The organism is Moraxella nonliquefaciens (assembly GCF_001679005.1).
Taxonomy (GTDB): Bacteria; Pseudomonadota; Gammaproteobacteria; order Pseudomonadales; family Moraxellaceae; genus Moraxella; species Moraxella nonliquefaciens.
Genome location: NZ_LXTW01000001.1, coordinates 184006 through 205372 on the forward strand (window position 1 = coordinate 184006; position 21367 = coordinate 205372).

The following is a 21367-nucleotide window of genomic DNA, read 5'->3' on the forward strand; positions in this document are numbered from 1 at the left end:
GTCATACTCCATTATCGCCAGCTGTGCCAGCTTTTAGGTTTTCCAAAAACGGCTGATAGCCATTTTTACCAAGCCAAAATTGTAGCATATTATGAACACCACGCCCTGTCAAAGTTGCACCACTAATGCCATTAACTTCTGTGGGTTTGGCAGTGCCTGCTTTGGCGACACCCATGACAACATCGCCGTTGTCACTGTGAACCTTTTTGTCCACCCATTGAGTACGCCATGACTCTTCGGTAATACGAGAGCCCAAGCCGGGGGTTTCTTTGTGTTCATAGAAATTGACACCTTTGATGGTGTTAAAGTCATTATCTAAGGTCAGCAGTCCATAGATTTGCCCCCACAGACCTGCCCCATGAAATGGCAGGACAATCATGCCAATCTGACCACTGGTGTCTTTGGACAGATATACTTTACTAAACTTAGGCTTACCACCAATGGCAGCAATATCATCTGTCAAGGGCGTACTAAGGGCAGGCGTGCGAGCTGCTTTGGCGATATCATAGTTTATAATGTCCGTGATGCCTGCCTCTGCCAGTTCTTCATCGGTAGCAAAAGTGCCTGTATCAAGATTGACCATCCTAACTTCAAAATCAGAAAAACGCTCTGCTACCACACTGTTATTATCGGTAGCAGGGTTGAATTTACCTGTGGCGATGAGCACGTTTTTATTAAAATCTAGGGTGCTGTTTTGAACTTGTTTGGGTTTTAGCCCCACCGCAACGGCTGACACCATGACTGAACAGACAAGGCACAGCACCAAAGCGGTTACAAGGGTTGTAACATTACTGTTTTTGGCTGACATGAGCTAGTCTCCGTGCTGTTTGACGTTTGATGTTGGCTTGTTTGACAAAATAATCAAATAAGGATGCAAATAGGTTGGCAAACAAGATGGCAAGCATGATACCCTCTGGAAAAGCAGGGTTTGCCACACGGATGGCCACCGTCATAAATCCAATAAGCAGACCGTAACACCAACGACCGGTGTTGGTGTGAGCTGCTGAGACAGGATCGGTTGCCATAAAGATTGCACCGAACATGAAACCACCAATGACCAAATGCCAATGTGGAGCAAGACTCGTCATTGGGTTGGTGTCGCTACCTACCATATTAAAGATAAAGGCGGTTAGCACAAGACCGATAACAGAGCCTGCAACCACACGCCAAGATGCAATTTTGGTATACATGAGTACCGCACCACCGATTAAGATGGCAAGGGTAGATACCTCACCGATAGAGCCTTGCATGTTGCCAACAAAGGCTTGACCCCAAGAGATGCTTTGACCATAGGCATCCACAAAGGCATTAGACGGCACACCTGCGGCAGCTTGACCCAATAGGGTAGCACCACTATAACCGTCCACCTTGTTAAGACCTTTAACGGCGGTCCATACAGCATCGCCTGACATGTAGGCAGGGTAGGCAAAGTATAAGAACGCACGACCTGCCAAGGCGGGGTTCAAAAAGTTCTTGCCAGTACCACCAAAGACCTCTTTTGCCACGACCACACCAAAACTTATGCCTAGGGCAACTTGCCACAGGGGTATGTCAGGAGGCAGTGATAGGGCGAATAGGACAGACGTTACAAAGAAGCCTTCATTGACTTCGTGTCCACGTACCACAGCAAAGATAATCTCCCATAAGATACCGACTGCAAAGGTAACGATATAAATGGGTAAAAATTGCATCGCCCCATAAACAAAACTTGCCCAAACACTATTTGGGTCATAGCCTGCCATGGCTGTAATGATGGTACGCCAACCTGTGGGAGTAATACCAAAATGTTGAATGGCATTTAGGGCTTGAAAGCCGACGTTGTACATGCCCCAAAACATGGCAGGGAAGGTACAAAGCCATACGGTAATCATCATGCGTTTTAGGTCAATACCATCACGGACATGAGAGGCACTGTATGTTTGTGAGCTTGGCTGACGAAAAAATGTGTCAAACATCTCAAAAACAGCATAATATTTTTCGTATTTGCCACCTTTGGTAAAGGACGGCTCCATACGGTCAAAGATATTGTGAATAAATTTCATCGTTTAGCCTTCCTGCTCAATACGGGTCAAGTTATCACGCAAAATATCACCAAACTCATATTTACCTGGCGATACAAAGGTGCAAAGTGCCAAATCTTCTTCATCAAGCTCTAACGCACCAAGCTCTACTGCCTCAACGATATCACCGATAATGAGTGAACGCAGCAGCTGAGTGGGTAGGTAGTCCTGAGGCATGATGGTTTCATATGAGCCAATTGGTACCATGGCACGAGGTGAGCCATTGGTTGTGGTTGTAAAAGCGTACTTTTTATTTTTAAAAAACTGAGAGATATAAATCGGCAGTGTTGAAAAACGGTTGGCACCTAGGGTAAAAAAGTGCATGGCAGGGCGTTCACGACCTTCGGCAAGCACCGATACCTGATTGTGAAAACGCCCAAGATACGCTACCATACCGCTTGCCTTGCGACCTGATAACACAGAACCTGAGATGATGCGATTGTCATTACCAGTTAGTTCACCTTGCGTTAAGGCGTTTAAATCTGCACCACGATGGGTTTTGATGAGGCGTGGCTTACTTACGACCGTACCAGCTAAGCTGATGGTGCGTTCGGTGTGAATTTTACCTGTGGTAAAGAGTTTACCAATGGCAATCACGTCTTGATAACCGATTGTCCAAACGGTAACGCCACGAGCTAAGGGGTGTAAAAAGTGAATGTGTGTGCCTGCGTTACCTGCTGGGTGTACGCCATCAAAACCGTGATACTCAACGCTACCGACAGTATTGGTGACCTTGGTTGGGGAAGTTTTGCCATGGCAGACCAGTGTCTTTGGCGATAAGATAGAGATGACCGTAAGACCGTTGTTAAAATCTTCAATATTAGCATTGATGATGTCAGTGGGGTCAGCACATAATGGATTGGTGTCGGTTGCGGTAACAAAAATCGCCGATGGTGTGCTGTCAAGCTCAGGGGTACGGCTAAATGGACGGGTACGAAACGCCGTCCATTCGCCAGCATCGTTTAACTGGGTGATAACCTCTTTACAAGAGAGCTTAGCAAGTGCATCTTTGGCGTGGGCTTTAAAGGTGATTTCATCGCCTTGGGAGGCTTCGATGACCAAACTTTCAAAGACACGTCGTTCGCCACGGTTGATGGCGACGACTTTACCTGATACAGGGGCGGTATATTTGACCCCCACACGTTTTTTATCTTCAAACACCACCTGCCCTTTGGCGACTGTATCGCCCTCCTTGACGTGCATGGTCGGACGCATACCGATATAATCATAACCGATAAGGGCGACGTGGGCGGGTGTGTGTTCGCTAATTTCTTTGGCAGGCTCGCCTGTGATAGGCAAATTGAGCCCCTTTTTTATGGTAATCATAAGCGGATACTCACTCTTGGGGAATGACCATACCAGACTCCTGTTGGTACACACGAGAGCTTTAACGCTGACCTTAGACTCCTTAACAACACGTTAATGCTTGTAGTTACAGTGGCGACTGGCTACCTGTTTTGATGAACGTTTGGGGCGTATTAATTAAAAATCCAGATGAATAAGGCTTAATAATAAAGACCAAATAACAAAGTCATGCTCAAAGCCATGCTTCATGGCCGCCATCATCATGTTTGATTTAACACGTTCCAATAATCGCTCTCTTGCCCAAATTAGGCATGAAAATCTTATCTATTATACGCTAAACTTTGATAAATTTACACAAATTTTTGATAAATATTAAGCTTGTTGGCACATTGTTGTGATTGTATCAAAAAAGCGTGAGATAAAATATGAGATAGAGTGAGACATTATTTTGGCAAATGATAATTGTTTATCAAAAAACTAAGTTTGTCTGTTCTGATTTTAACCAAAACGAAAAAATGCCCCATTGATGACAAATGCCACACTCCACAAGCAAATTAAACCTACATGAATGCCCATGATTGTTAGAGTGTTCTTGTTGTGTGTGCCATTTTCTAGTTTTTTGATTATCCTAAATCTGGCGTGCAAGGCGGTTAATATTGTTAAGATGAGCCATGTTAATTTGCCATGTACAAGGGCGGTCAGTATCCCCATATTTTGCCCCCAAAGCGATGGAGGTAATAAGGTGATTAGCATATAAAATCCTGTGATGATTTGCACACCAAGAGCGGTCATGCCCAAAGGTTCATAACTTTTTTCAAAGGCTAAAAATCCTGCTGTATCATTTTGGCGGATAAAATCAGGCATCAGACGTATGAGTAAATATAAATGTCCACCTACCCAAATGCTGGCACCAAATAAATGCAAAATCAAAGCAATTTTATACATGGTTTTTTCCAAGGGCTAAAATCAATATGGCAAAATGATTGGGGTTTTTATCTGTTGGGTGTGATTTTTTAAATATCTTTTAAAAATCTACTTTCTTCGTCCCTTTCTAAATATAAATGGGTCATGATAAAAATCAGTGTTTTGATTGTCCCAAAAATACGGCACGCCCAAAATCGGCAAAGGATTTAATTGGCGTGGGGTTGTACCTTCTTTTAAAAAATGGGTTAAATAATCAGACAAATCATCATCTAAGATGATCAGTTGTTCATTGAGTGGTTTTTTAAAAAATGATGAATCTGTTTTGATGACGAGTGCATGACTGCATAAAGATTTATAAGGATGGATGAGTTGTTCTAATAAGGCATGACCAAATATAAAAACTTTGGCTTTTTTATCATCAAAATGATACTCATCGCACGTTTTACCATCATTTGCCCAATATTGGCGGTTATCTATCAGGCATGTTTGCCAATTAAAGTCGCCCAAGCCCTGTCCGATGGCATGACCAATGTCATCATCGGCCACCACAAGTACCGCCCCATTTTCATCAAAAACGGTGATGGTATCTCGCACACGGTTGCGTTTATTGGCGGTGGTATCATCATTCATGTGTGTCAAATGTTTGGCGTTTAGTAGGGATTTGGTTTTGGGAAATGCTGACCACACGCACGCCCCAAACCAGTCGTGTAGATTGTCCCTTGTGGGGATTTTGTGGTATTGCCCGATATGGCTTTCATAGGCCATACCGTGTTCTAGCTCGTTTTGGTGGGTAAAGCTTAGGGGGTGATTTTGGTGATTTTTAAGGTGAATGTTATTGTTGGTAAAATACTCGTTAAGCCACTCAAAAAGTGGCAGGGCAGGGCGTTTAGCAAATGCTTGATGTATGGGCAGATAAGGGCTAAGCCAAGGAGCAGATGGGTCAATGGTGGCAAAGTTTTGTAAAAAGTTGGGCATGACAGACAAAAACAGTAAATGGTAAAATCATCGTGAGCATAACACATTTTGCAAGCTTTGGGTAGTCAGCTGTTAGGGGTATGGGATATCATAAAAAAACTTGCATATTTTTGTACTTGCGTTTAATATGGCGATTATTTATAAAGATGAGTGTATCATGATGACCCTATCTAAAACATTGACCCCCAAATTGATGGCATTGACACTGATTGGCACATTAGCACTGTCAGGCTGTTCGGTATTTCGTGTGTATACCATTGACCTACCCCAAGGCACACCCATCACATCAGCTCAGGCAGCACAGGTGCAAGTGGGCATGAGTGCCGATCAAGTCATGTATCTGCTTGGCAGTCCTGCCATGAAAGACACACTAAATCCAAATCGTTTTGATTATCTGTATGACTATACCGCAGGTACTGATGGCAAGCGTTCGGGCAAACAAGACGTCAAAAACGCCAATCAGTATCTGTCTGTATTCTTTGAAAATGGGCGTGTGGTGCGTATTACAGGGCGTGAATCTTTGCCCATGACAAATCACTAATCAGCTTGACGGGAGGGCCCATGCTTTTTTAGACGAACATTGGATTTGGATTTGCGTCGTGCCATAGGGTCATACGATAAAGGGCGATAAATCTCAACCCTATCGCCATCTGATAACACTGTATCTAGGCGTTTTTTTTGGCTATATATGCCAACATACCATGCTTTATGGGTGGGGTTGGCATTCATATGTGCATCACACCACGCCCCAAAGTCTATAAAAGTAGGTAGGCTAATCCAGTCTGCATGGACTAGGGCTTGATATAGGGTAGTTCCATCAGGCAATCTAAGCTCGTGATAATACTGTCTGTCCGTGTCAGCATATGCCAAAGCGATATTTATTATAGCCATTGTCCAACCCAGCCAATGAGTGCAATAATAATGGCAAGTGGCACACCAATACGCATCAATACACGCCAAACGTTATAACGTCCTTCGCTTTTAAAATTGAAAGTTTTGCGTAAGTGGCTGATTTTCATAATAAAACCAGAAAATATCGCCAAGATGATGACTGTCAAGAGACTGATGAATACCAGCATCATTAGGGTGATATTGGCAGGCAAGGCAGATAACAGCATGGCAAGCACGATGCCTGTGGATATGCCCTTGATGAGTCCAAGGCGGATTTTAAGTTCACCGATGGCGTAGTATAGCAAAAAGCTGGTGATGAATAACATGCCCACGCCAGTTACGGCAAAGGATGTTGGCGTAACAAAGGCACTGCCAACCAACAGAGCAAACGCTCCAAAGATGAGCTGAGTAAGCCAAATGGGTAATATCAATCCTGATAGGGGTTTTTTGTTGTGCTGTCCCATGACTTGTCGGGTCATCTCCACACTTAAAAACCAGTATAACCCTGTACCCACTCCAACTGACAACAGTGCCAAAGAAACCGCTCTTGCCCACTCGCCAAGCGATACAGATGTGATGATAGGTACACTCACACCACCAGATAGACCACCATCAAAGAGTGAAATAAGACCACCTATGACAACGACGATGACCCCAGCTCCAAGCAGGCGAGTTTTGAGCAAACTTAAAATGAGTGCTACCACCATCACCCCTGCACTAAGACCAATACTGGGTACGCCAAGGTCAAACTGTGGTAGGTGTTGATGCAGTCCTGTGCCAATGCGTGCGGTCATCGTGGCACTAATGAGTAGTGAGACCAACACCGACAATCCTGCAAAGACTCGCCACGTCATCTTAGCATCAGCTTCACGAGTGAGCTTTTGCATGCCAAGCCATACGCCATCGCCGCTGCGAGCAGATAGGGCAAATTCGGCAAATAAGACCGGCAATCCTACCACAAGCATGGCAATCACCCACAACAACCAAAAGTCCAGCTCATGAGCCATGCTGGGAGCAATCTGATGGGCGAACAAAAGTGGTAAGGCACATGCCACAAAAAACACAGTATAACGAGATAACATAACAAGCTCTGGTTGGGTTGTTAAAGATGGGTGAGAATAATCAAAAGCCAAGCTAAAACCAAGCAACGATAAAACCCCAATCAAGGGGTTTTATTATTAACACCTCTAAACCTGACAAATCAGTGAACGGCACTGATGAATTCAGAAAGCATCTTAATGTCTTTATCGGACAGTTTGGCCGCCACGATTTGCATCATGCCTTTTTCGCCTTTTTTGGCAGAGTCATTGGTGCGAGTTTGCTCTGCCATAAGACCTTCATCTTCACGACCTGCGGCACGAAACAGTTTTAGCTGGGTTGAGATATAAGTGGCATGCTGACCACCAATACGTGGGAATGCTGCCCAGTCATTACCTGCACCTTTGGGGTCATGACATCCTGCACAAGGGATGATACCACGGCTTTTGTCGCCACCTAGGTAGAGTTTTTGGGCGGCGGCGTTCGTGGCTTTGTTGCCATAAGCAGGCAGCCACGGCGCTTGACTGGCGTAGTAACCTGCCACATTAGCGAGGTCTTGTTGGGTGAGTCCTGTTAGTTGGGCTTGCATAATGCCATTTTTCCTGGCACCTGTTTTAAAATCTACCAGTTGTTTATATAGGTATTTGATGTTCTGACCGCCCAAATTTGGCTGAGCTGGGGCGACTGAAACACCGTTAGCACCATGGCAAGCAGCACAATTGGCATCCACGATGGCTTTTCCTGCTTCTATGTCAAAAGCAGGAACGGTTGGAGCGGCGGTGGCGGTCAATGTAACAAAACCAAAACCTGTGGCGAGCAACATTTTAGCTAGCATGGCTTTGGGTGACAAATTCATGGCTTTCATAACAATTTCCTACTAACTTCGGGGCATATTCCCGTGTCTTGGGTTTTGTATTTTTTATTTGGCTTGTATAAAGTCAAATTGGTAAATATTGTCTATTATAACAAGACTTCACTAAATTTTCCTACAAAAATTGTGGTTTTGGCAACATTTTTTTGCAAACAGATGGCATTTTAACAAAAAACCATCAAATTATTTACTCACAATTTGCTAAAAGTTGTCAAAATCAAGGCATCAGCCCAAAAGGCGGACATATCTTGATTCATCTTTGAAATTGACATTGGTACATATTTGACACATTTCATTGATACAATTTTTATCAATTTATCACAAATATTTGTCAATCATAACAAATGCAATTGATTGGCTGTGTTGGTTTTTATCGCTATTTTATCGCTTTCATGATACACTATTTGTCTCATTTAGTATGTGTATTTTAATATCATGACCACCACCGATTATCAAAAAATCATTCGCCAAACCGTCTTTTCGCTCTCCGCCCCAACACTCAAACTTTGCCCACCCGATATGGGTTTTGAGGTGGCATTTGCAGGGCGTTCTAATGCTGGTAAATCGTCCGCCATCAACACCATCACCCACCAAAAACAGCTTGCTCGTTCATCAAAAACCCCAGGGCGGACGCAGATGATTAATTTTTTTAATGTTGGTTCGGCGTATGGTCGCATCGTGGATTTGCCCGGTTATGGTTATGCTCAGGTGCCAGAGAAAATGAAAATCAAATGGCAAAAAGAACTTGAAAATTATCTCATTCACCGTAAAAGTCTGACAGGGCTTATTTTATTGACCGACATCCGCCATCCTTTAAAGTATTTTGATGAACAAATGCTTCATTGGGCAAAGGATGGTGAGTTGCCTGTTCATGTGCTGCTGACCAAAGCAGATAAATTAAAACGTGGTGCTGCCAAAACCGCTCTTTTGCATACCAAAAAACAACTGCACGCCTTAGAATTGCCATTTTCTATTCAGCTGTTTTCAGCATTAAATAAAGAAGGGCTTGATGAATTGGCGGACGTACTTGGTCATTGGTTACATTTGGACGAAAACCTAAATTTAGATAATACAGATTTAACCCATGACAATTTGATACATGACAAATTGGATAATCAAAGTTAAATAATAATTAACCATGTTTAAATAAAAATCAAAAGGAAAATCAATTCACTCAATCTAAAATTTACAATCATCATTTAAATCAAAAAGGTAAAAAATGACAGGCATTTTATATATCGTTGCTACCCCCATTGGCAATTTGAGTGATATGACAGAACGGGCAATTGATGTCCTAAAATCTGTGGACGTGATAGCCTGTGAAGATACACGCACCAGTGGCAAATTATTGAGTTTTTTTAACATATCCACGCCTACCACTGCCTATCATGAGCATAATGCTGACACACAGACGACACGGCTGATAGAGCGATTGCAAGGCGGTCAATCCGTTGCCCTGATTTCGGATGCTGGCACGCCACTCATATCTGACCCCGGTTATCGTCTGGTCAAGGCGTGTCATGATGAGAGCATCACAGCCGTGCCGATTGTGGGGGCGTGTGCGGTCATCGGAGCGTTATCTGTGGCAGGTTTGCCCTCTGATAAGTTTAGCTTTGTGGGGTTTTTGCCTGCCAAGCAACATGGACGGATAGAGACCTTAAAGGCGTATCAGACCCATCGTGATACCTTGATTTTTTATGAAGCACCGCACCGCATTGTGGATTGTCTGTCTGATATGGCAGAAATATTTGGCGACAAGCGAGAAGCCACACTGTGCCGTGAGATTAGCAAAACCTTTGAGACGATAAAAAAATTACCGCTGTCTGATTTATTGGCATTTGTAAAAAATGACCCCAACCAACAGCGTGGCGAGATTGTGCTGGTTGTGGCGGGAAATACCCAAAAAGAACAAAAGGCAGATTATGATGAATGGCTACTTGCCATCGCCAAAGAATTGCCACCAAAAAAAGCAAGTGCGATCGTGGCGGATGTATTGGGCATCAAAAAAAGTGTGGTCTATGATAGGCTGCTTGTATTACAAAAATCATCAAATGGTAAGGCTTCATGATATTTTAGGATGACTCAAATATGACCATATTGACATCGCAAATTTATCACAAATTTGATACAATAGACCATTTTCAACAGGAGATACCCATGACGACCCTAAAAACCACCCTAACCGACACCATCAAAACCGCCATGAAAGCCAAAGAGATGGATAAGGTAAAGGTATTGCGTAATGTCCAAGCCGTCATCAAACAGGTGGAGATTGATGGCAGAGAAGGGGAGCAAGGTGAGCTTGATGACAAAGACGTACTGGCAATCTTGCAAAAACAAATCAAACAACGCCAAGAGTCTTTGGGCATTTATACCGCTAATGGACGTGATGATTTGGCACAAAAAGAGCGTTTTGAGATTGATGTCATTTCCGCCTTTTTGCCCGAGCAGTTGTCCGATGACAAGCTTGCCGTCATCATTTATGAAACCATCAACGAGCTTAACGCATCTGGCATGAAAGACATGGGGCGTGTGATGAGCACTGTCAAGGACAAAACCACAGGACAAGCCGACCCTGCCATCATTTCAGGACTGGTTAAAAAGGCATTGACTGCATGAGTACAAATATCAAGCATAACTTCGCTTTCGCCTCGGACAACTATTCAGGCGTACACCCTGCCATCATGGACGCACTTGTAAATGCCAATGACGGGCATGATAAGGCGTATGGCTATGATGACCACAGTCAAGCGTTGGCAGAACATATCAGGCAAGCCTTTGGGCGGCAGGCGGTTGGCTATCCTGTTTTTAATGGCACAGGGGCGAATGTTTTGGGACTGTCAGCGATATTACCACGATTTGGGGCGGTCATCTGCACCAACCACGCCCACATCAATAATGATGAGAGTATCGCTCCACAGTATGTGGCAGGGATTAAACTGTTGGTGGTTGATAGCGATGATGGCAAGTTAGACCCTCAAAAAATCCATCAATTCATCCGTCCATCCGAACACCACCCTCAAGCTCGTGCGGTCTATATCACCCAAACTACTGAACTTGGGACTTGTTATACTCTTGATGAACTTGCCAACATCCGTCAGGTGTGTGATAAATTTGGGCTGTATCTATACATTGATGGGGCAAGGCTGTCCAATGCAGCCGCTCATTTGGGTTGTCGTTTGGCGGACATTGCCCAATTTGCTGACGTATTGTCGCTTGGTGGTACCAAAAATGGCTTGATGATGGGTGAATGCTTGGTGTTTTTAAATCCTAAGTTGGATAAAGACATTTTACACCTACGTAAATCCAGCATGCAGCTGGCATCTAAAATGCGTTTTATCTCCGCTCAGTTTGTGGTGTGGTTTGAGCAAGAGTTATGGCTCTCTCTTGCCAGGCACAGTAACGACATGGCAAGCTATTTATACAGCCAAATCAAAGACTTAGATGGTGTTATCATCACCCAACCAGTACAAAGTAACGCCGTATTTGTCATATTAGCCCCCAATGTGGTTGCAAGATTGCATGATGATTTTCATTTTTATGATTGGAATGACCAAACAGGTGAGATACGGCTTATGATGAGTTTTGATACCACAAAAGAGCAGGTAGATGAACTTGTAAAAAGCATTAAAATGTATTTGCAAGGTTAATCATCCCAAAAATATTTGATATACTTTGATACTTTGACAAGAAAATATATAGTCAAAGTACGATACTGCAAAACAGTCTTATAAATAGACAAAAATATCATTTAGATGCTTAACTTTAAGTGGTCTAAGCGAGCAAACATCAATTTAACAAATTTAAAAAATTACATAAACACAAAGCAATTTTGTGGTAATATTTGTTAAACTGTGTCAATTTTTACATTGATTAATACCCAAAAACCATCTCAAAGCTCATGACTCAATTTCTTAATAAACTTCCTTTTGCCCATCATGCTTGGTTTATGTACATTCGTCTGTTGGTGCGTCATTTTTTGGATGACAACTGCACCCAAAAGGCTGCCAGTTTGACCTATACCACACTGTTATCGCTTGTGCCTATTTTGACCGTGATGCTTGTGGTGTTTTCAAGTGTGCCTGCCTTAGAAGATGTGCGTGGACAAGTACAACAAGCCGTTTATAGCAATCTTATGCCATCATCTGGGGCGACGATTTCTCAGCACATAGACAGCTTTGCTGAAAAGTCCAGTAATTTAGGGATTGTGGGTGTGGGAGGTGTTTTTGTAACGACCATTTTGACACTCATCACCATTGAGACGGCGTTCAACGAAATTTGGCGAGTATCAGAACGTACAGGAGGCGTGGCAAGCGTTGTCCGCTATTGGATGATGATTACCGTCGCTCCCATCATTTTGGGGGTGGCATTTGGTGCATCCAGTGCCATTTCAGGGCTGTCATTTTTAAATCGGCAAATAGCAGGTTATGGCATTGATTGGGGGATATGGGCAAAAATTATCTCATTTTTGTTCACAGTAGGGGGCTTTATTGCCATGTATTGGTTTATCCCCAAAGTCAAAGTTCCCCTAAAAAATACTGTCATTGCAGGTGCGGTCGTGGCGATACTCTTTGAGACCTTAAAGATGGTCTTTGGGACGGTCATGACTAATTTTACCAGCTATGAAGCCATTTATGGAGCGTTTGCGGCCATTCCTGTGTTTTTGATGTGGTTATATCTGTCGTGGAACTTGATATTGCTTGGCGTGGAGATTAGCTACACGCTTACCATCTTTGATAGCAAAGAGGTGGCGGTGCGTCATCCATTGCTAAGCCTGCTTGACATGCTTAATTTGATTTATAAAAAATATCAGGTGGGTGAGACGACAAGCGAGGCTGAGTTACGCAACATATTAGGGCGTAAAGAGACGCCAAAATGGAGCTTATACATTGATGAACTGGTAACCAATGAGCTGATTACACGCACTGAAAATGATGAATATATCCTGCGTACGGATTTAAATACCGTAAGTTTATGGCAGTTTTATAAAATCATGCCTTATCCTTTGCCCATCAAAAGTGAGATGAATGATTTTACGATGGTAGACTATGACCCATGGTGTATAGAGTTGTATCGTCATCTAGAAAGCATTGAAAAATTAGCAAAGGATGAGCTGGACATGACACTCTCAGAGCTGTTTAAGACCGCACCACTGCGAACCAAAGAATCTGTGGTACGTATGACAGCACAGACCACCAATAATAACAGTGATGCCAATGGCTTTGATGCTGATGCCAAAAAAGTGGTAGATGAACATGGTAATGCAGTGGTTGTACCAATGGGGGAGGCGAGTTTTACCGAGAGTAATATTACCAAAGCAATCAGACTTGCCAAAAAAGGTTGGCACTGGTATGGTCGGGGCAAAAAAGTGGTCAAGGACGTTAAAAAAGGCGTGAAAAGCTAAAACGGTAATAGTGGGGATTATCTTCCCCAAATCCGCTTATATTTTGCCATTAACTCATCAGGGGTTTCAGGTTGGCTATCGTCTTTGATGATACAGTCAATCGGACAGACCTTATCGCAGGTTGGCTCATCATAAAAACCCACGCATTCGGTGCATAAATCAGGGTTGATGACATAAGTCTTTTGCCCTTTTTGGTCATAACTGATGGCATCATTGGGACACTCTGGTTCACAGATGTCACAGTTGATACAGTCGGTGGTGATTTTTAGTGCCATTATTATTCAGCTTTATCCAGATGTTTGACACAAAACCGCATAAAATCCCACAGCATGCTGTCATAATCGTGCAGGGCATGCCAAATGGTGTCCTCACTCATCACACTATATTCGCCATCGGTGGTCAAGTCAAATTGTTCACCGTGTTCAATGGCTTCAAGAATCTGACGATACTCGCCATCAAAATAAAAGCCTTCTAGTTTGGTCATCAATTCGGCACTTTTTGCCAGGTCCTGTTTGGCGACCTCTAAGCGTTCATAAACGCCAAGCCATTCTTTGTAGATGGTTTGGAGTTCATTGATGCGAGCTTGGGTGGTCATTGTTTGCTCCAAAAATAGAAAAATTTGAATGATTGTGGCACAGTTAAGTATAAATCGCCTCACTCACACTTTTCATCACAAGGGCGAATTTTAGCTCATCATCACAGATGTCGCTAAATGGATTTGTGATTTTGGCAATCCACCCTGACCCCAACGCACCATCTATATCATTGCCTTTTTTGTCCCACATTTTGGTAAGTGTGTAAGTCAAATTGCCTTTTGGGGTCATAATCTCAATGTCATCGCCGACCATGAGTTTGTTTTTAATCTCTAAGGTCAAAAAGTCATCGGAAATATCCAACACTTCTGCCACAAATTGTTGATGGTCGGTTTTTGATGAGCCGTATTCATAATTTTGGTAATCAGAATGGACATGACGGCGTAAAAATCCTTCGGTATAGCCACGGTTGGCAAGCCCATCAAGGGCGGTGATGAGTCCTGTATCAAAAGGCTTGCCTGCCAAAGCGTCATCAATGGCGCGGCGATAAACCTGAGCGGTGCGAGCGACATAATAATGCGATTTGGTACGCCCCTCAATTTTTAAAGAATGCACGCCCATATTGACCAAATCAGGCACCAGCTCCACCGCACGCAAGTCTTTGGAGTTCATGATATAAGTGCCGTGTTCGTCTTCATACATCGCCATCAGCTCACCCTTGCGACCTTGTTCTTCAATGAGTACAACCTCATCGGACGGCTTTTCTACATAATCATCGTCCATGACGACATCGCCATTTAGATTGACATTGGCAATCTCACTCTGAGCTGGTACAAACAGCTCTGGGGTTACAGGAACAACATCACCTGTTTCATTCTCTACCGCTTTATAAGTGTTGTAATTCCAGCGACAGGCATTGGTGCAAGTGCCTTGGTTGGCATCTCGTTTGTTGATATAGCCAGAGAGTAAGCACCGCCCAGAATACGCCATGCACAGCGCCCCATGCACAAAAACTTCAATCTCCATGTCAGGCGCTTCTTTGATGATTTGCTCAATTTCTTTGAGTGATAATTCACGGCTTAAAATCACACGGCTAATGCCCATCTGCTGCCAAAACTTCACCGTTGCCCAGTTCACGGCATTGGCCTGTACTGACAGGTGAATGACTTGATGGGGAAAGGCTTCTCGCACCATCATAATCATGCCAGCATCGGACATGATAAGCGCGTCAGGTTTCATCTCAATGACAGGGCGAATGTCTTCAATAAAGGTTTTTAATTTGGCGTTGTGTGCTTGAATGTTCACCACCACATAAAACTTTTTGCCAAGCGAATGAGCGTAGGCAATGCCTTTTGCCAAATTTTCTTCATCAAAGTCGTTGTTACGCACACGCAAAGAATAACGGGCTTGCCCTGCATACACTGCATCTGCCCCATAAGCAAAAGCATATTGCATGTTCTTAAATGTGCCAGCAGGACAAAGCAGTTCAGATTTTTGGGCGATTGGGGGGGTCATAATGATGCTCTTTTTTATGGTCAAAATTATTTGTATTATAGCAAATTTTTCATAAAAAATTGGTGCTTGTTTTGTTATTTAAAATATAAAAAAAATAGTCGTAAATTTTTGCAAAAAGTTTTACAATGAAGACTTTATTTGATAAAAAGGCTAAATCATGTCTGTCTATACTCACCTATCCGATGATGAATTTTTTGCGTTTTGTGGTCTATTTGGGGTAACATTTAAAAAAGCCGTCCCCATCACCCAAGGCATCAAAAATTCCAACTGGTTTATCCAAACCGACAGCGATGTGGACGATGAATTTAGCCATGTGTTTACGCTATTTGAAGAGCGTTCGGTTGCTGATATTACCAAAATGGTAACCATCATGCACGCCCTAAAAGATAAATTGCCCATTGCTCCTCCGCTTGTTAAACTCACTGCCACAGGCGATGGCATTGGCAGCGACTGTGTCATGCGATATGAAAATAAGGCAATTTTGGTTGTACCAAAACTTTTAGGCACACACCCCACCACGACCAACACCGCCATGTGTCATGCCATGGGGCAAGCATTGGCAATATTGCACAAGACTTTACAAACCCTACAACCTGCCGAAAACTATGGCGTGCCACTGTATGACTGGGCAAGGGTCAAAGAACGTGAAACTGCCTATATGCCTACCGATGAAGCACGTCTCATGAATGACATTTGGGCAGCCTATGCCAATTTGCCCCATGACTTGCCAAGGGGATTGTGTCATTTGGACATGTTTGCCGACAATACCTTATGGGATTTTTCAGGTGATACCGCTCGCCTTACAGGACTGCTTGACTTTACTGAGGTATCGGTTGAGCATTATTTGATGGACATCGCCATTACCATTAACGATTTTTGTACCACATGGGGCAGTGCAAGAGATGGCGAGAGTGTAAACTTTAACACCGATAAAATGATGGCCTTTATAGACGGTTATGAAGCCATTCGCCCCTTGACGGACAACGAAAGAACTGCCTTGCCCGTCATGCTTGCTTACTGTGCCACGATTTTTTGGCTACTACGCCTAAACGTGATTCATTATAACCGTGAACAAGGACGCACAGGTGATGATATCATGGTCAAAAATCCTGATTTGATGAAGCGTTTAGCAAGTTTTCATTGGGGACGTGTGTGAGTTTATTTCCAGAGAAATATTTAGTATTTATTTCTGAACTATCCATTATCGCATCTTTTTTAGGATTGATTTTATCTGCGATTGGGCTATGGCTATCAATTCTAGTACTAAAAGAAGCCAAAATTTTTAAAAAATTTATTCTTTCAAAGGTCAGAATACCTGATTTGGAAAAATCTTTAGCAGACATATATACAAAAATAAATAGCATTCTTAGAGATAATAATCCTGATATACAGAAAATTTTAGAGCTACTATCTCAAGCTGTTATTTATGCACAAAGCGTCTCTGAAAAAGTTCAAGATCACAAAATTGTCTCAGAACAATGTCAGCAATTTTTAAATAGCCTAAGTTCAGAGAAATTAACTCAACATATCACAATTTCAGAAGTTCGTGATAAGATGACACAATTATCAGCTTTGGTTGTTTCTTTATCCGAATACAACAAAGACTCTTATCTAAGGTAATAACATGAACAATATTAATAAGATTGAGCGTTTAATTGACGGATTGCAAGTAAAAACTCAAACCAATGAAATTCATTGGAAAAACTCCAATCCACCAAATAATTTAACCGCAGGAACCGAAGAAATCTTTTCTTTATTTTTAAAATCCAATTTTAATGGTCAGGATATTGGTATTTATGAAAAACGCTATAAATATTTTTATGACCATGAACCAACTTCTTTTATTTGGGCTCATGCTTATGGTTTATGCATTCTGCAAAATAATAAAGTCATTTTTACTTATGAGAAAAATTCACCAGCTTTAGCAATGCTTTTTGAAATGGCAACTGCACAAAATGCCGATATTGATAGCCTAATCAGTCAATTATGAGAATCCCATGTGCCAACTACTCGGAATGAACTGCAACACCCCCACTGATATAGGATTTAGCTTTACAGGCTTTCGCCAGCGTGGAGGTTTGACCGACCACCACGAAGACGGCTTTGGCATTGCGTTTTTTGAAAAAAGCGAGTCAGGACGTATTGGTCTGCGTCAATTTCACGACAACAAACCAAGCTACCTATCTCCCGTGGCAGACTTGATAAACCATTATCCCATCAAAGCTATGAACGTCATCGCCCACATCAGACGGGCGACCACAGGCGAAAAAAGCAATTTATCCAACCTACACCCTTTTGTGCGTGAGGTGTGGGGTGAACAGTGGGTATTTGCCCATAATGGACAGATGACAGCGAGCTTTATCAGTCGCACCGAACGCTTGCACGCCAATGGCAATGCCGAATATTATTCACCTGTGGGAGCGACCGACAGCGAACTTGCTTTTTGTTATCTTTTAAACCGTCTAAAAGCGACCTTCAAAAGCCGTCCGTCTGATGAGGTTTTATTTGCCTTTTTGACCGCACAATGTCGCTATCTGTCCGCCAATGGGTTATTTAACTGCTTGATTTCTAATGGAGACTGGCAATTTGCCTATGCCAGCAGCTTGCTCTTTTATCTTACCCGAAAAGCCCCCTTTGGTGAGGCCAATTTGTCAGATGATGAGATGAGTGTAAACTTCGGTGATATTACCACCGCCAAAGATAAAGTTACCATCATCGTTACCATACCGCTGACAAATAACGAAAAATGGCAACAAATTGCCGTAGATGAGTGCGTAGTATTTAAAAATGGCGATGTGGTATTTAAAGACACGCCCAGTAAAAAAACTTATCTGTCTATTGAAGATGGCATTGCATTGGCAAGAAGTGTGGGTGCGAGCGTTTAGGGGGGGGGGCAGTTTTTGATGTCATGCTAAGATTAATCAAAACAATCCCAAAAATGAGTCATTTTGTCCATAAATCTTTCACTGACGGATGAAATTTTGCCAAAAGTGTGTTAAAGTAAGCCATCTTGTAACTGATTATCAAATGATAATCAAAAAAGCTGTGATGATTGATAAAATCAATAATCAGCGAATAGACCCACGATTTAAAAGGTGATTGATATGGGATTTACCAACAAAGATTTACGTAAGGCAGGTCTGAAAGTAACCTTACCACGTATGAAAATTTTAGAGTTATTAGAGAATGCAGAGCATCATCATATGAGTGCCGAAGATGTGTATAAGGCACTTGCTGAACAAGGCGAAGATGTTGGTTTGGCGACGGTGTACCGTGTATTAACTCAGTTTGAGCAGGCGGGCATTGTTGAGCGTCATAATTTTGAAAATAACCTGTCGGTCTTTGAGATTGCCCAAGAAGAGCATCATGATCATCTGGTATGTGATGTTTGTGGCAAAATTGAAGAATTTCATAATGCCGTCATCGAAGATGAGCAGGAGAAAATTGCTGATAAATATAACTTTAAACTGTCAGGACATTCGTTGGTGTTGCATGGCGTGTGCAATAATGAAGATTGTCAAAAGACCCTAGATCTTACCACCAAAAGCCAGATAAAGAGCTGAATATAAAAAAGACCAGTTACCGCTGGTCTTTTTTATTGGGTAAATTTCACTCGGTCAGAGAGCATGCCTTATTGATAGTCACCTAGGTCAATGGAGAGTTTGGTGGATTCTTCTTCTATGGTGGCTGCATTTTTGCTTTCTAGCTTAATTTGTAGACGCAGGTCGTTTGGACTGTCGGCGTGTTTTAGTGCGTCTTGATAAGTAATCTGTCCTGATTCATATAAGTCAAATAATGCTTGGTCAAAGGTTTGCATGCCAATATCACGAGAGCGTTTCATTACAGGCTTAATCTCATGAATCTCACCTTTACGGATGTAGTCGGCGATGAGCTGTGTGCCGAGCAGAATTTCAATGGCAGCACGGCGACCTTTACCGTCAGGGGTTGGGATGAGCTGTTGGGCGATGATGGCGCGTAAGTTTAGCGATAAATCCATGAATAACTGCCCATGTCTGTCCGCCTCAAAAAAATGAATAATACGGTCAATGGCTTGGTTGGCATTATTGGCATGGAGCGTGGCAAACACCAAATGACCTGTTTCAGCGTATTGAATGGCGTAGCTCATGACTTCACGGTTACGAATCTCACCGATGAGAATGACATCGGGTGCTTGACGTAGGGTGTTTTTCAATCCCTCTTCAAACGAAAGTGTGTCAATGCCCACCTCACGCTGAGTAACGATACAGCCTTTATGTTGATGGACGTATTCAATGGGGTCTTCTATGGTGATGATATGACCACGAGAATTTTGGTTACGATGCCCAATCATCGCCGCCAGTGTCGTTGATTTACCAGTACCTGTGGCACCGACCAACAAGATGATGCCACGCTTTTTCATGGCAAGTTCTTTTAAGATGGGTGGCAAGTTTAAATCTTCGGTTGTGGGAATTTGCGTCTCAATCTTACGCAACACCATCGCCGCCTTATTGCGTTGAATCATCGCTGACACACGAAAACGAGCCGCCTCAGCTTTGTCAGAGATGGCAAATTGGCATTCGTTGGTTTCATGAAACTCTTTTTTTTGAGCTTCGGTCATGATGCTAGTAACCAGTGCCATGGTTTGTTCGGAGGTGAGTGGTGTTTTGGTCATTGGCAAAATCACGCCATTGACTTTAAGTGATGGAGGGACACCTTCGGTAATAAAAAGGTCAGAACCATTTTTGGCAATCATCACCTGTAATAGTTTATCAAAATCCATGTATGCTCCTTACAAGAATGCGTCTGGCTGTTTGGCGTAGACACGTGCTGTCTCTTTGGTGATGGTACGAGATGCTACTAGGTTTTTTAATGTCTGGTCAAGGGTAATCATGCCCTCGCCTGCCCCTGTTTGAATGGCAGAGTACATTTGGGCGATTTTGTTTTCACGAATCAAGTTACGAATGGCAGGCGTGCCAAGCATGATTTCATGAGCTGCCACACGACCACCTCCGACTTTTTTAAGTAGGGCTTGCGAGATGACCGCTTGTAGTGATTCAGAGAGCATCGCACGAATCATGTCTTTTTCGGCGGCAGGGAATACGTCAATCACACGGTCAATGGTTTTGGCAGCGGAGTTGGTGTGCAGTGTGCCAAATACTAAGTGTCCTGTCTCGGCAGCGGTCAAGGCAAGGCGAATGGTCTCCAAATCACGCATCTCACCGACCAAGATGATGTCAGGATCCTCACGCAGTGCTGAACGTAGTGCAGCATCAAAGCCTAGGGTATCACGGTGTACCTCACGTTGGTTTACAAGCGACTTTTTGGATTCATGGACAAATTCAATGGGGTCTTCAATGGTTAGGATATGCTCTTTACGGCTTTCGTTGATGTAGTTAATCATGGCGGCCAGTGTGGTTGATTTACCAGAGCCTGTTGGACCTGTCACCAGTACCACGCCACGTTTAAAGTCGGAGACCTTTTTAAAGACAGGACCCATGCCCAAATCTTCCATGGTCAAAACCTTAGATGGAATGGTACGAAATACCGCACCAGCACCACGGTTTTGGTTAAAAGCGTTCACACGAAAGCGAGCCAAGCCTGGAATCTCAAATGAGAAGTCAGTTTCTAAAAATTCTTCGTAGTCGGCACGCTGTTTGTCATTCATGATGTCATAGATGAGCTTATGTACCGTAGAATGATCCATCTCTGGGGTGTTGATACGCACCACCTCACCATCCACACGAATCATGGGAGGTAGTCCTGCTGATAGGTGCAAGTCGGATGCTTTGTTTTTTACCACAAAACGCAGTAGGTCTTCAATGCTAGGAACTGCCATGGATTTGCCTTAAAAGTGAATAAATTGAGTAGATTA

The 21367-nt window shown here is 43.0% G+C and carries 24 protein-coding genes; 11 read left to right on the forward strand and 13 right to left on the reverse strand.

Annotated features, from left to right (window positions below):
- Position 1: 1 nt before the first annotated feature.
- From A7456_RS00765 to A7456_RS00785, 5 genes are all read right to left on the reverse strand, one after another.
- Positions 2 to 808 carry a Na(+)-translocating NADH-quinone reductase subunit C gene (locus tag A7456_RS00765; protein WP_066886757.1) on the reverse strand — a complete coding sequence of 269 codons (807 nt, stop codon included), beginning with the start codon at positions 806 to 808 and terminating at the stop codon, positions 2 to 4.
- Positions 789 to 2042: an NADH:ubiquinone reductase (Na(+)-transporting) subunit B gene (locus A7456_RS00770; RefSeq protein WP_067006536.1), complete on the reverse strand. Its 1254-nt coding sequence runs from the start codon at positions 2040 to 2042 to the stop codon at positions 789 to 791. Before A7456_RS00770 ends, A7456_RS00765 begins: the two co-directional genes overlap by 20 nt.
- Before the next feature lie 3 nt (positions 2043 to 2045).
- Positions 2046 to 3386: a Na(+)-translocating NADH-quinone reductase subunit A gene (locus tag A7456_RS00775; protein ID WP_067006540.1), complete on the reverse strand. Its 1341-nt coding sequence runs from the start codon at positions 3384 to 3386 to the stop codon at positions 2046 to 2048.
- Between the two features lie 477 nt (positions 3387 to 3863).
- Entirely contained in the window at positions 3864 to 4310 is a 447-nt protein-coding gene (locus A7456_RS00780; RefSeq protein ID WP_066893759.1) for a CopD family protein, read from the reverse strand.
- 87 nt (positions 4311 to 4397) lie between these two features.
- A complete protein-coding gene (locus A7456_RS00785) occupies positions 4398 to 5264 on the reverse strand; it encodes a DUF3025 domain-containing protein (RefSeq protein WP_067006550.1) in 867 nt (288 codons plus the stop codon).
- A 193-nt stretch (positions 5265 to 5457) separates the two neighbouring features.
- On the opposite strand from A7456_RS00785, the gene A7456_RS00790 reads away from it, so the two are divergent.
- The gene (locus tag A7456_RS00790; RefSeq protein ID WP_406946793.1) at positions 5458 to 5805 is read left to right on the forward strand and encodes an outer membrane protein assembly factor BamE; all 348 of its coding nucleotides are present in this window, start codon (positions 5458 to 5460) and stop codon (positions 5803 to 5805) included.
- Here A7456_RS00790 and A7456_RS00795 read toward each other — a convergent pair.
- From A7456_RS00795 to A7456_RS00805, 3 genes are all read right to left on the reverse strand, one after another.
- Positions 5802 to 6155, reverse strand: coding sequence for an RnfH family protein (locus A7456_RS00795; protein WP_067006552.1), 354 nt, complete (start codon positions 6153 to 6155; stop codon positions 5802 to 5804). The two genes, A7456_RS00790 and A7456_RS00795, sit on opposite strands and share 4 nt — an antisense overlap.
- Positions 6146 to 7237: a hypothetical protein gene (locus tag A7456_RS00800; protein WP_067006630.1), complete on the reverse strand. Its 1092-nt coding sequence runs from the start codon at positions 7235 to 7237 to the stop codon at positions 6146 to 6148. The genes A7456_RS00795 and A7456_RS00800 overlap by 10 nt, the downstream gene beginning before the upstream one ends.
- A gap of 119 nt (positions 7238 to 7356) precedes the next feature.
- Positions 7357 to 8049, reverse strand: coding sequence for a c-type cytochrome (locus A7456_RS00805; RefSeq protein WP_082995370.1), 693 nt, complete (start codon positions 8047 to 8049; stop codon positions 7357 to 7359).
- Positions 8050 to 8499: 450 nt separating this feature from the next.
- Here A7456_RS00805 and yihA point away from each other — a divergent pair, with 450 nt between their 5' ends.
- From yihA to A7456_RS00830, 5 genes are all read left to right on the forward strand, one after another.
- Positions 8500 to 9189: a ribosome biogenesis GTP-binding protein YihA/YsxC gene (gene yihA / locus A7456_RS00810; protein ID WP_067006554.1), complete on the forward strand. Its 690-nt coding sequence runs from the start codon at positions 8500 to 8502 to the stop codon at positions 9187 to 9189.
- Positions 9190 to 9283: 94 nt separating this feature from the next.
- A complete protein-coding gene (rsmI, locus tag A7456_RS00815; RefSeq protein ID WP_067006556.1) occupies positions 9284 to 10132 on the forward strand; it encodes a 16S rRNA (cytidine(1402)-2'-O)-methyltransferase in 849 nt (282 codons plus the stop codon).
- Between the two features lie 89 nt (positions 10133 to 10221).
- Entirely contained in the window at positions 10222 to 10683 is a 462-nt protein-coding gene (locus A7456_RS00820; RefSeq protein WP_067006633.1) for a GatB/YqeY domain-containing protein, read from the forward strand.
- Positions 10680 to 11714, forward strand: coding sequence for a threonine aldolase family protein (locus A7456_RS00825; RefSeq protein WP_066893767.1), 1035 nt, complete (start codon positions 10680 to 10682; stop codon positions 11712 to 11714). Before A7456_RS00820 ends, A7456_RS00825 begins: the two co-directional genes overlap by 4 nt.
- A 251-nt stretch (positions 11715 to 11965) precedes the next feature.
- Complete coding sequence (locus tag A7456_RS00830) at positions 11966 to 13468, forward strand: YhjD/YihY/BrkB family envelope integrity protein (protein ID WP_066886782.1); 1503 nt, start codon at positions 11966 to 11968, stop codon at positions 13466 to 13468.
- Between the two features lie 17 nt (positions 13469 to 13485).
- Here the strand turns inward: A7456_RS00830 and A7456_RS00835 are convergent, their stop codons facing one another.
- Genes A7456_RS00835 through trhP form a run of 3 tightly spaced genes read right to left on the reverse strand, consistent with a single transcriptional unit; the run spans position 13486 to position 15516 of the window.
- Complete coding sequence (locus tag A7456_RS00835) at positions 13486 to 13743, reverse strand: YfhL family 4Fe-4S dicluster ferredoxin (RefSeq protein WP_066893771.1); 258 nt, start codon at positions 13741 to 13743, stop codon at positions 13486 to 13488.
- A gap of 2 nt (positions 13744 to 13745) precedes the next feature.
- Positions 13746 to 14063: a DUF4298 domain-containing protein gene (locus A7456_RS00840; RefSeq protein ID WP_067006559.1), complete on the reverse strand. Its 318-nt coding sequence runs from the start codon at positions 14061 to 14063 to the stop codon at positions 13746 to 13748.
- 43 nt (positions 14064 to 14106) lie between these two features.
- Positions 14107 to 15516 (reverse strand): prephenate-dependent tRNA uridine(34) hydroxylase TrhP, encoded by a 1410-nt coding sequence (gene trhP / locus A7456_RS00845; protein ID WP_067006560.1) that lies wholly within the window; start codon positions 15514 to 15516, stop codon positions 14107 to 14109.
- A gap of 157 nt (positions 15517 to 15673) precedes the next feature.
- Here trhP and A7456_RS00850 point away from each other — a divergent pair, with 157 nt between their 5' ends.
- The 5 genes from A7456_RS00850 to fur all read left to right on the forward strand — a co-directional run bounded on the left by A7456_RS00850 (position 15674) and on the right by fur (position 19079).
- Positions 15674 to 16672, forward strand: coding sequence for a homoserine kinase (locus A7456_RS00850; RefSeq protein ID WP_067006562.1), 999 nt, complete (start codon positions 15674 to 15676; stop codon positions 16670 to 16672).
- Positions 16669 to 17136, forward strand: coding sequence for a hypothetical protein (locus A7456_RS00855; protein ID WP_042510493.1), 468 nt, complete (start codon positions 16669 to 16671; stop codon positions 17134 to 17136). Before A7456_RS00850 ends, A7456_RS00855 begins: the two co-directional genes overlap by 4 nt.
- Before the next feature lie 4 nt (positions 17137 to 17140).
- Entirely contained in the window at positions 17141 to 17506 is a 366-nt protein-coding gene (locus A7456_RS00860) for a hypothetical protein (protein WP_067006566.1), read from the forward strand.
- 7 nt (positions 17507 to 17513) lie between these two features.
- The gene (locus A7456_RS00865) at positions 17514 to 18401 is read left to right on the forward strand and encodes a class II glutamine amidotransferase (RefSeq protein ID WP_066886795.1); all 888 of its coding nucleotides are present in this window, start codon (positions 17514 to 17516) and stop codon (positions 18399 to 18401) included.
- A 219-nt stretch (positions 18402 to 18620) separates the two neighbouring features.
- Positions 18621 to 19079: a ferric iron uptake transcriptional regulator gene (fur, locus tag A7456_RS00870; RefSeq protein WP_066886799.1), complete on the forward strand. Its 459-nt coding sequence runs from the start codon at positions 18621 to 18623 to the stop codon at positions 19077 to 19079.
- A gap of 68 nt (positions 19080 to 19147) precedes the next feature.
- On the opposite strand, the gene A7456_RS00875 is transcribed toward fur, so the two are convergent.
- Positions 19148 to 20275, reverse strand: a complete 1128-nt coding sequence (locus A7456_RS00875) for a PilT/PilU family type 4a pilus ATPase (RefSeq protein ID WP_066886802.1) — start codon at positions 20273 to 20275, stop codon at positions 19148 to 19150.
- A 9-nt stretch (positions 20276 to 20284) separates the two neighbouring features.
- Complete coding sequence (locus A7456_RS00880) at positions 20285 to 21331, reverse strand: type IV pilus twitching motility protein PilT (protein WP_066886805.1); 1047 nt, start codon at positions 21329 to 21331, stop codon at positions 20285 to 20287.
- Positions 21332 to 21367: the final 36 nt, after the last annotated feature.

Excerpts from the sequence above, each read along its gene's own strand:
- rsmI (WP_067006556.1), top strand. The coding sequence starts at position 9,284 with ATGACAGGCATTTTATATATCGTTGCTACCCCCATTGGCAATTTGAGT.
- A7456_RS00835 (WP_066893771.1), bottom strand. The coding sequence starts at position 13,743 with ATGGCACTAAAAATCACCACCGACTGTATCAACTGTGACATCTGTGAA.
- A7456_RS00880 (WP_066886805.1), bottom strand. The coding sequence starts at position 21,331 with ATGGCAGTTCCTAGCATTGAAGACCTACTGCGTTTTGTGGTAAAAAAC.
- A7456_RS00820 (WP_067006633.1), top strand. The coding sequence starts at position 10,222 with ATGACGACCCTAAAAACCACCCTAACCGACACCATCAAAACCGCCATG.
- A7456_RS00830 (WP_066886782.1), top strand. The coding sequence starts at position 11,966 with ATGACTCAATTTCTTAATAAACTTCCTTTTGCCCATCATGCTTGGTTT.
- fur (WP_066886799.1), top strand. The coding sequence starts at position 18,621 with ATGGGATTTACCAACAAAGATTTACGTAAGGCAGGTCTGAAAGTAACC.
- yihA (WP_067006554.1), top strand. The coding sequence starts at position 8,500 with ATGACCACCACCGATTATCAAAAAATCATTCGCCAAACCGTCTTTTCG.
- A7456_RS00850 (WP_067006562.1), top strand. The coding sequence starts at position 15,674 with ATGTCTGTCTATACTCACCTATCCGATGATGAATTTTTTGCGTTTTGT.
- A7456_RS00865 (WP_066886795.1), top strand. The coding sequence starts at position 17,514 with ATGTGCCAACTACTCGGAATGAACTGCAACACCCCCACTGATATAGGA.
- A7456_RS00805 (WP_082995370.1), bottom strand. The coding sequence starts at position 8,049 with ATGAATTTGTCACCCAAAGCCATGCTAGCTAAAATGTTGCTCGCCACA.
- A7456_RS00795 (WP_067006552.1), bottom strand. The coding sequence starts at position 6,155 with ATGGCTATAATAAATATCGCTTTGGCATATGCTGACACGGACAGACAG.
- A7456_RS00775 (WP_067006540.1), bottom strand. The coding sequence starts at position 3,386 with ATGATTACCATAAAAAAGGGGCTCAATTTGCCTATCACAGGCGAGCCT.
- A7456_RS00765 (WP_066886757.1), bottom strand. The coding sequence starts at position 808 with ATGTCAGCCAAAAACAGTAATGTTACAACCCTTGTAACCGCTTTGGTG.
- A7456_RS00860 (WP_067006566.1), top strand. The coding sequence starts at position 17,141 with ATGAACAATATTAATAAGATTGAGCGTTTAATTGACGGATTGCAAGTA.
- A7456_RS00825 (WP_066893767.1), top strand. The coding sequence starts at position 10,680 with ATGAGTACAAATATCAAGCATAACTTCGCTTTCGCCTCGGACAACTAT.
- A7456_RS00785 (WP_067006550.1), bottom strand. The coding sequence starts at position 5,264 with ATGCCCAACTTTTTACAAAACTTTGCCACCATTGACCCATCTGCTCCT.
- trhP (WP_067006560.1), bottom strand. The coding sequence starts at position 15,516 with ATGACCCCCCCAATCGCCCAAAAATCTGAACTGCTTTGTCCTGCTGGC.
- A7456_RS00790 (WP_406946793.1), top strand. The coding sequence starts at position 5,458 with ATGGCATTGACACTGATTGGCACATTAGCACTGTCAGGCTGTTCGGTA.
- A7456_RS00770 (WP_067006536.1), bottom strand. The coding sequence starts at position 2,042 with ATGAAATTTATTCACAATATCTTTGACCGTATGGAGCCGTCCTTTACC.
- A7456_RS00780 (WP_066893759.1), bottom strand. The coding sequence starts at position 4,310 with ATGTATAAAATTGCTTTGATTTTGCATTTATTTGGTGCCAGCATTTGG.
- A7456_RS00800 (WP_067006630.1), bottom strand. The coding sequence starts at position 7,237 with ATGTTATCTCGTTATACTGTGTTTTTTGTGGCATGTGCCTTACCACTT.
- A7456_RS00875 (WP_066886802.1), bottom strand. The coding sequence starts at position 20,275 with ATGGATTTTGATAAACTATTACAGGTGATGATTGCCAAAAATGGTTCT.
- A7456_RS00840 (WP_067006559.1), bottom strand. The coding sequence starts at position 14,063 with ATGACCACCCAAGCTCGCATCAATGAACTCCAAACCATCTACAAAGAA.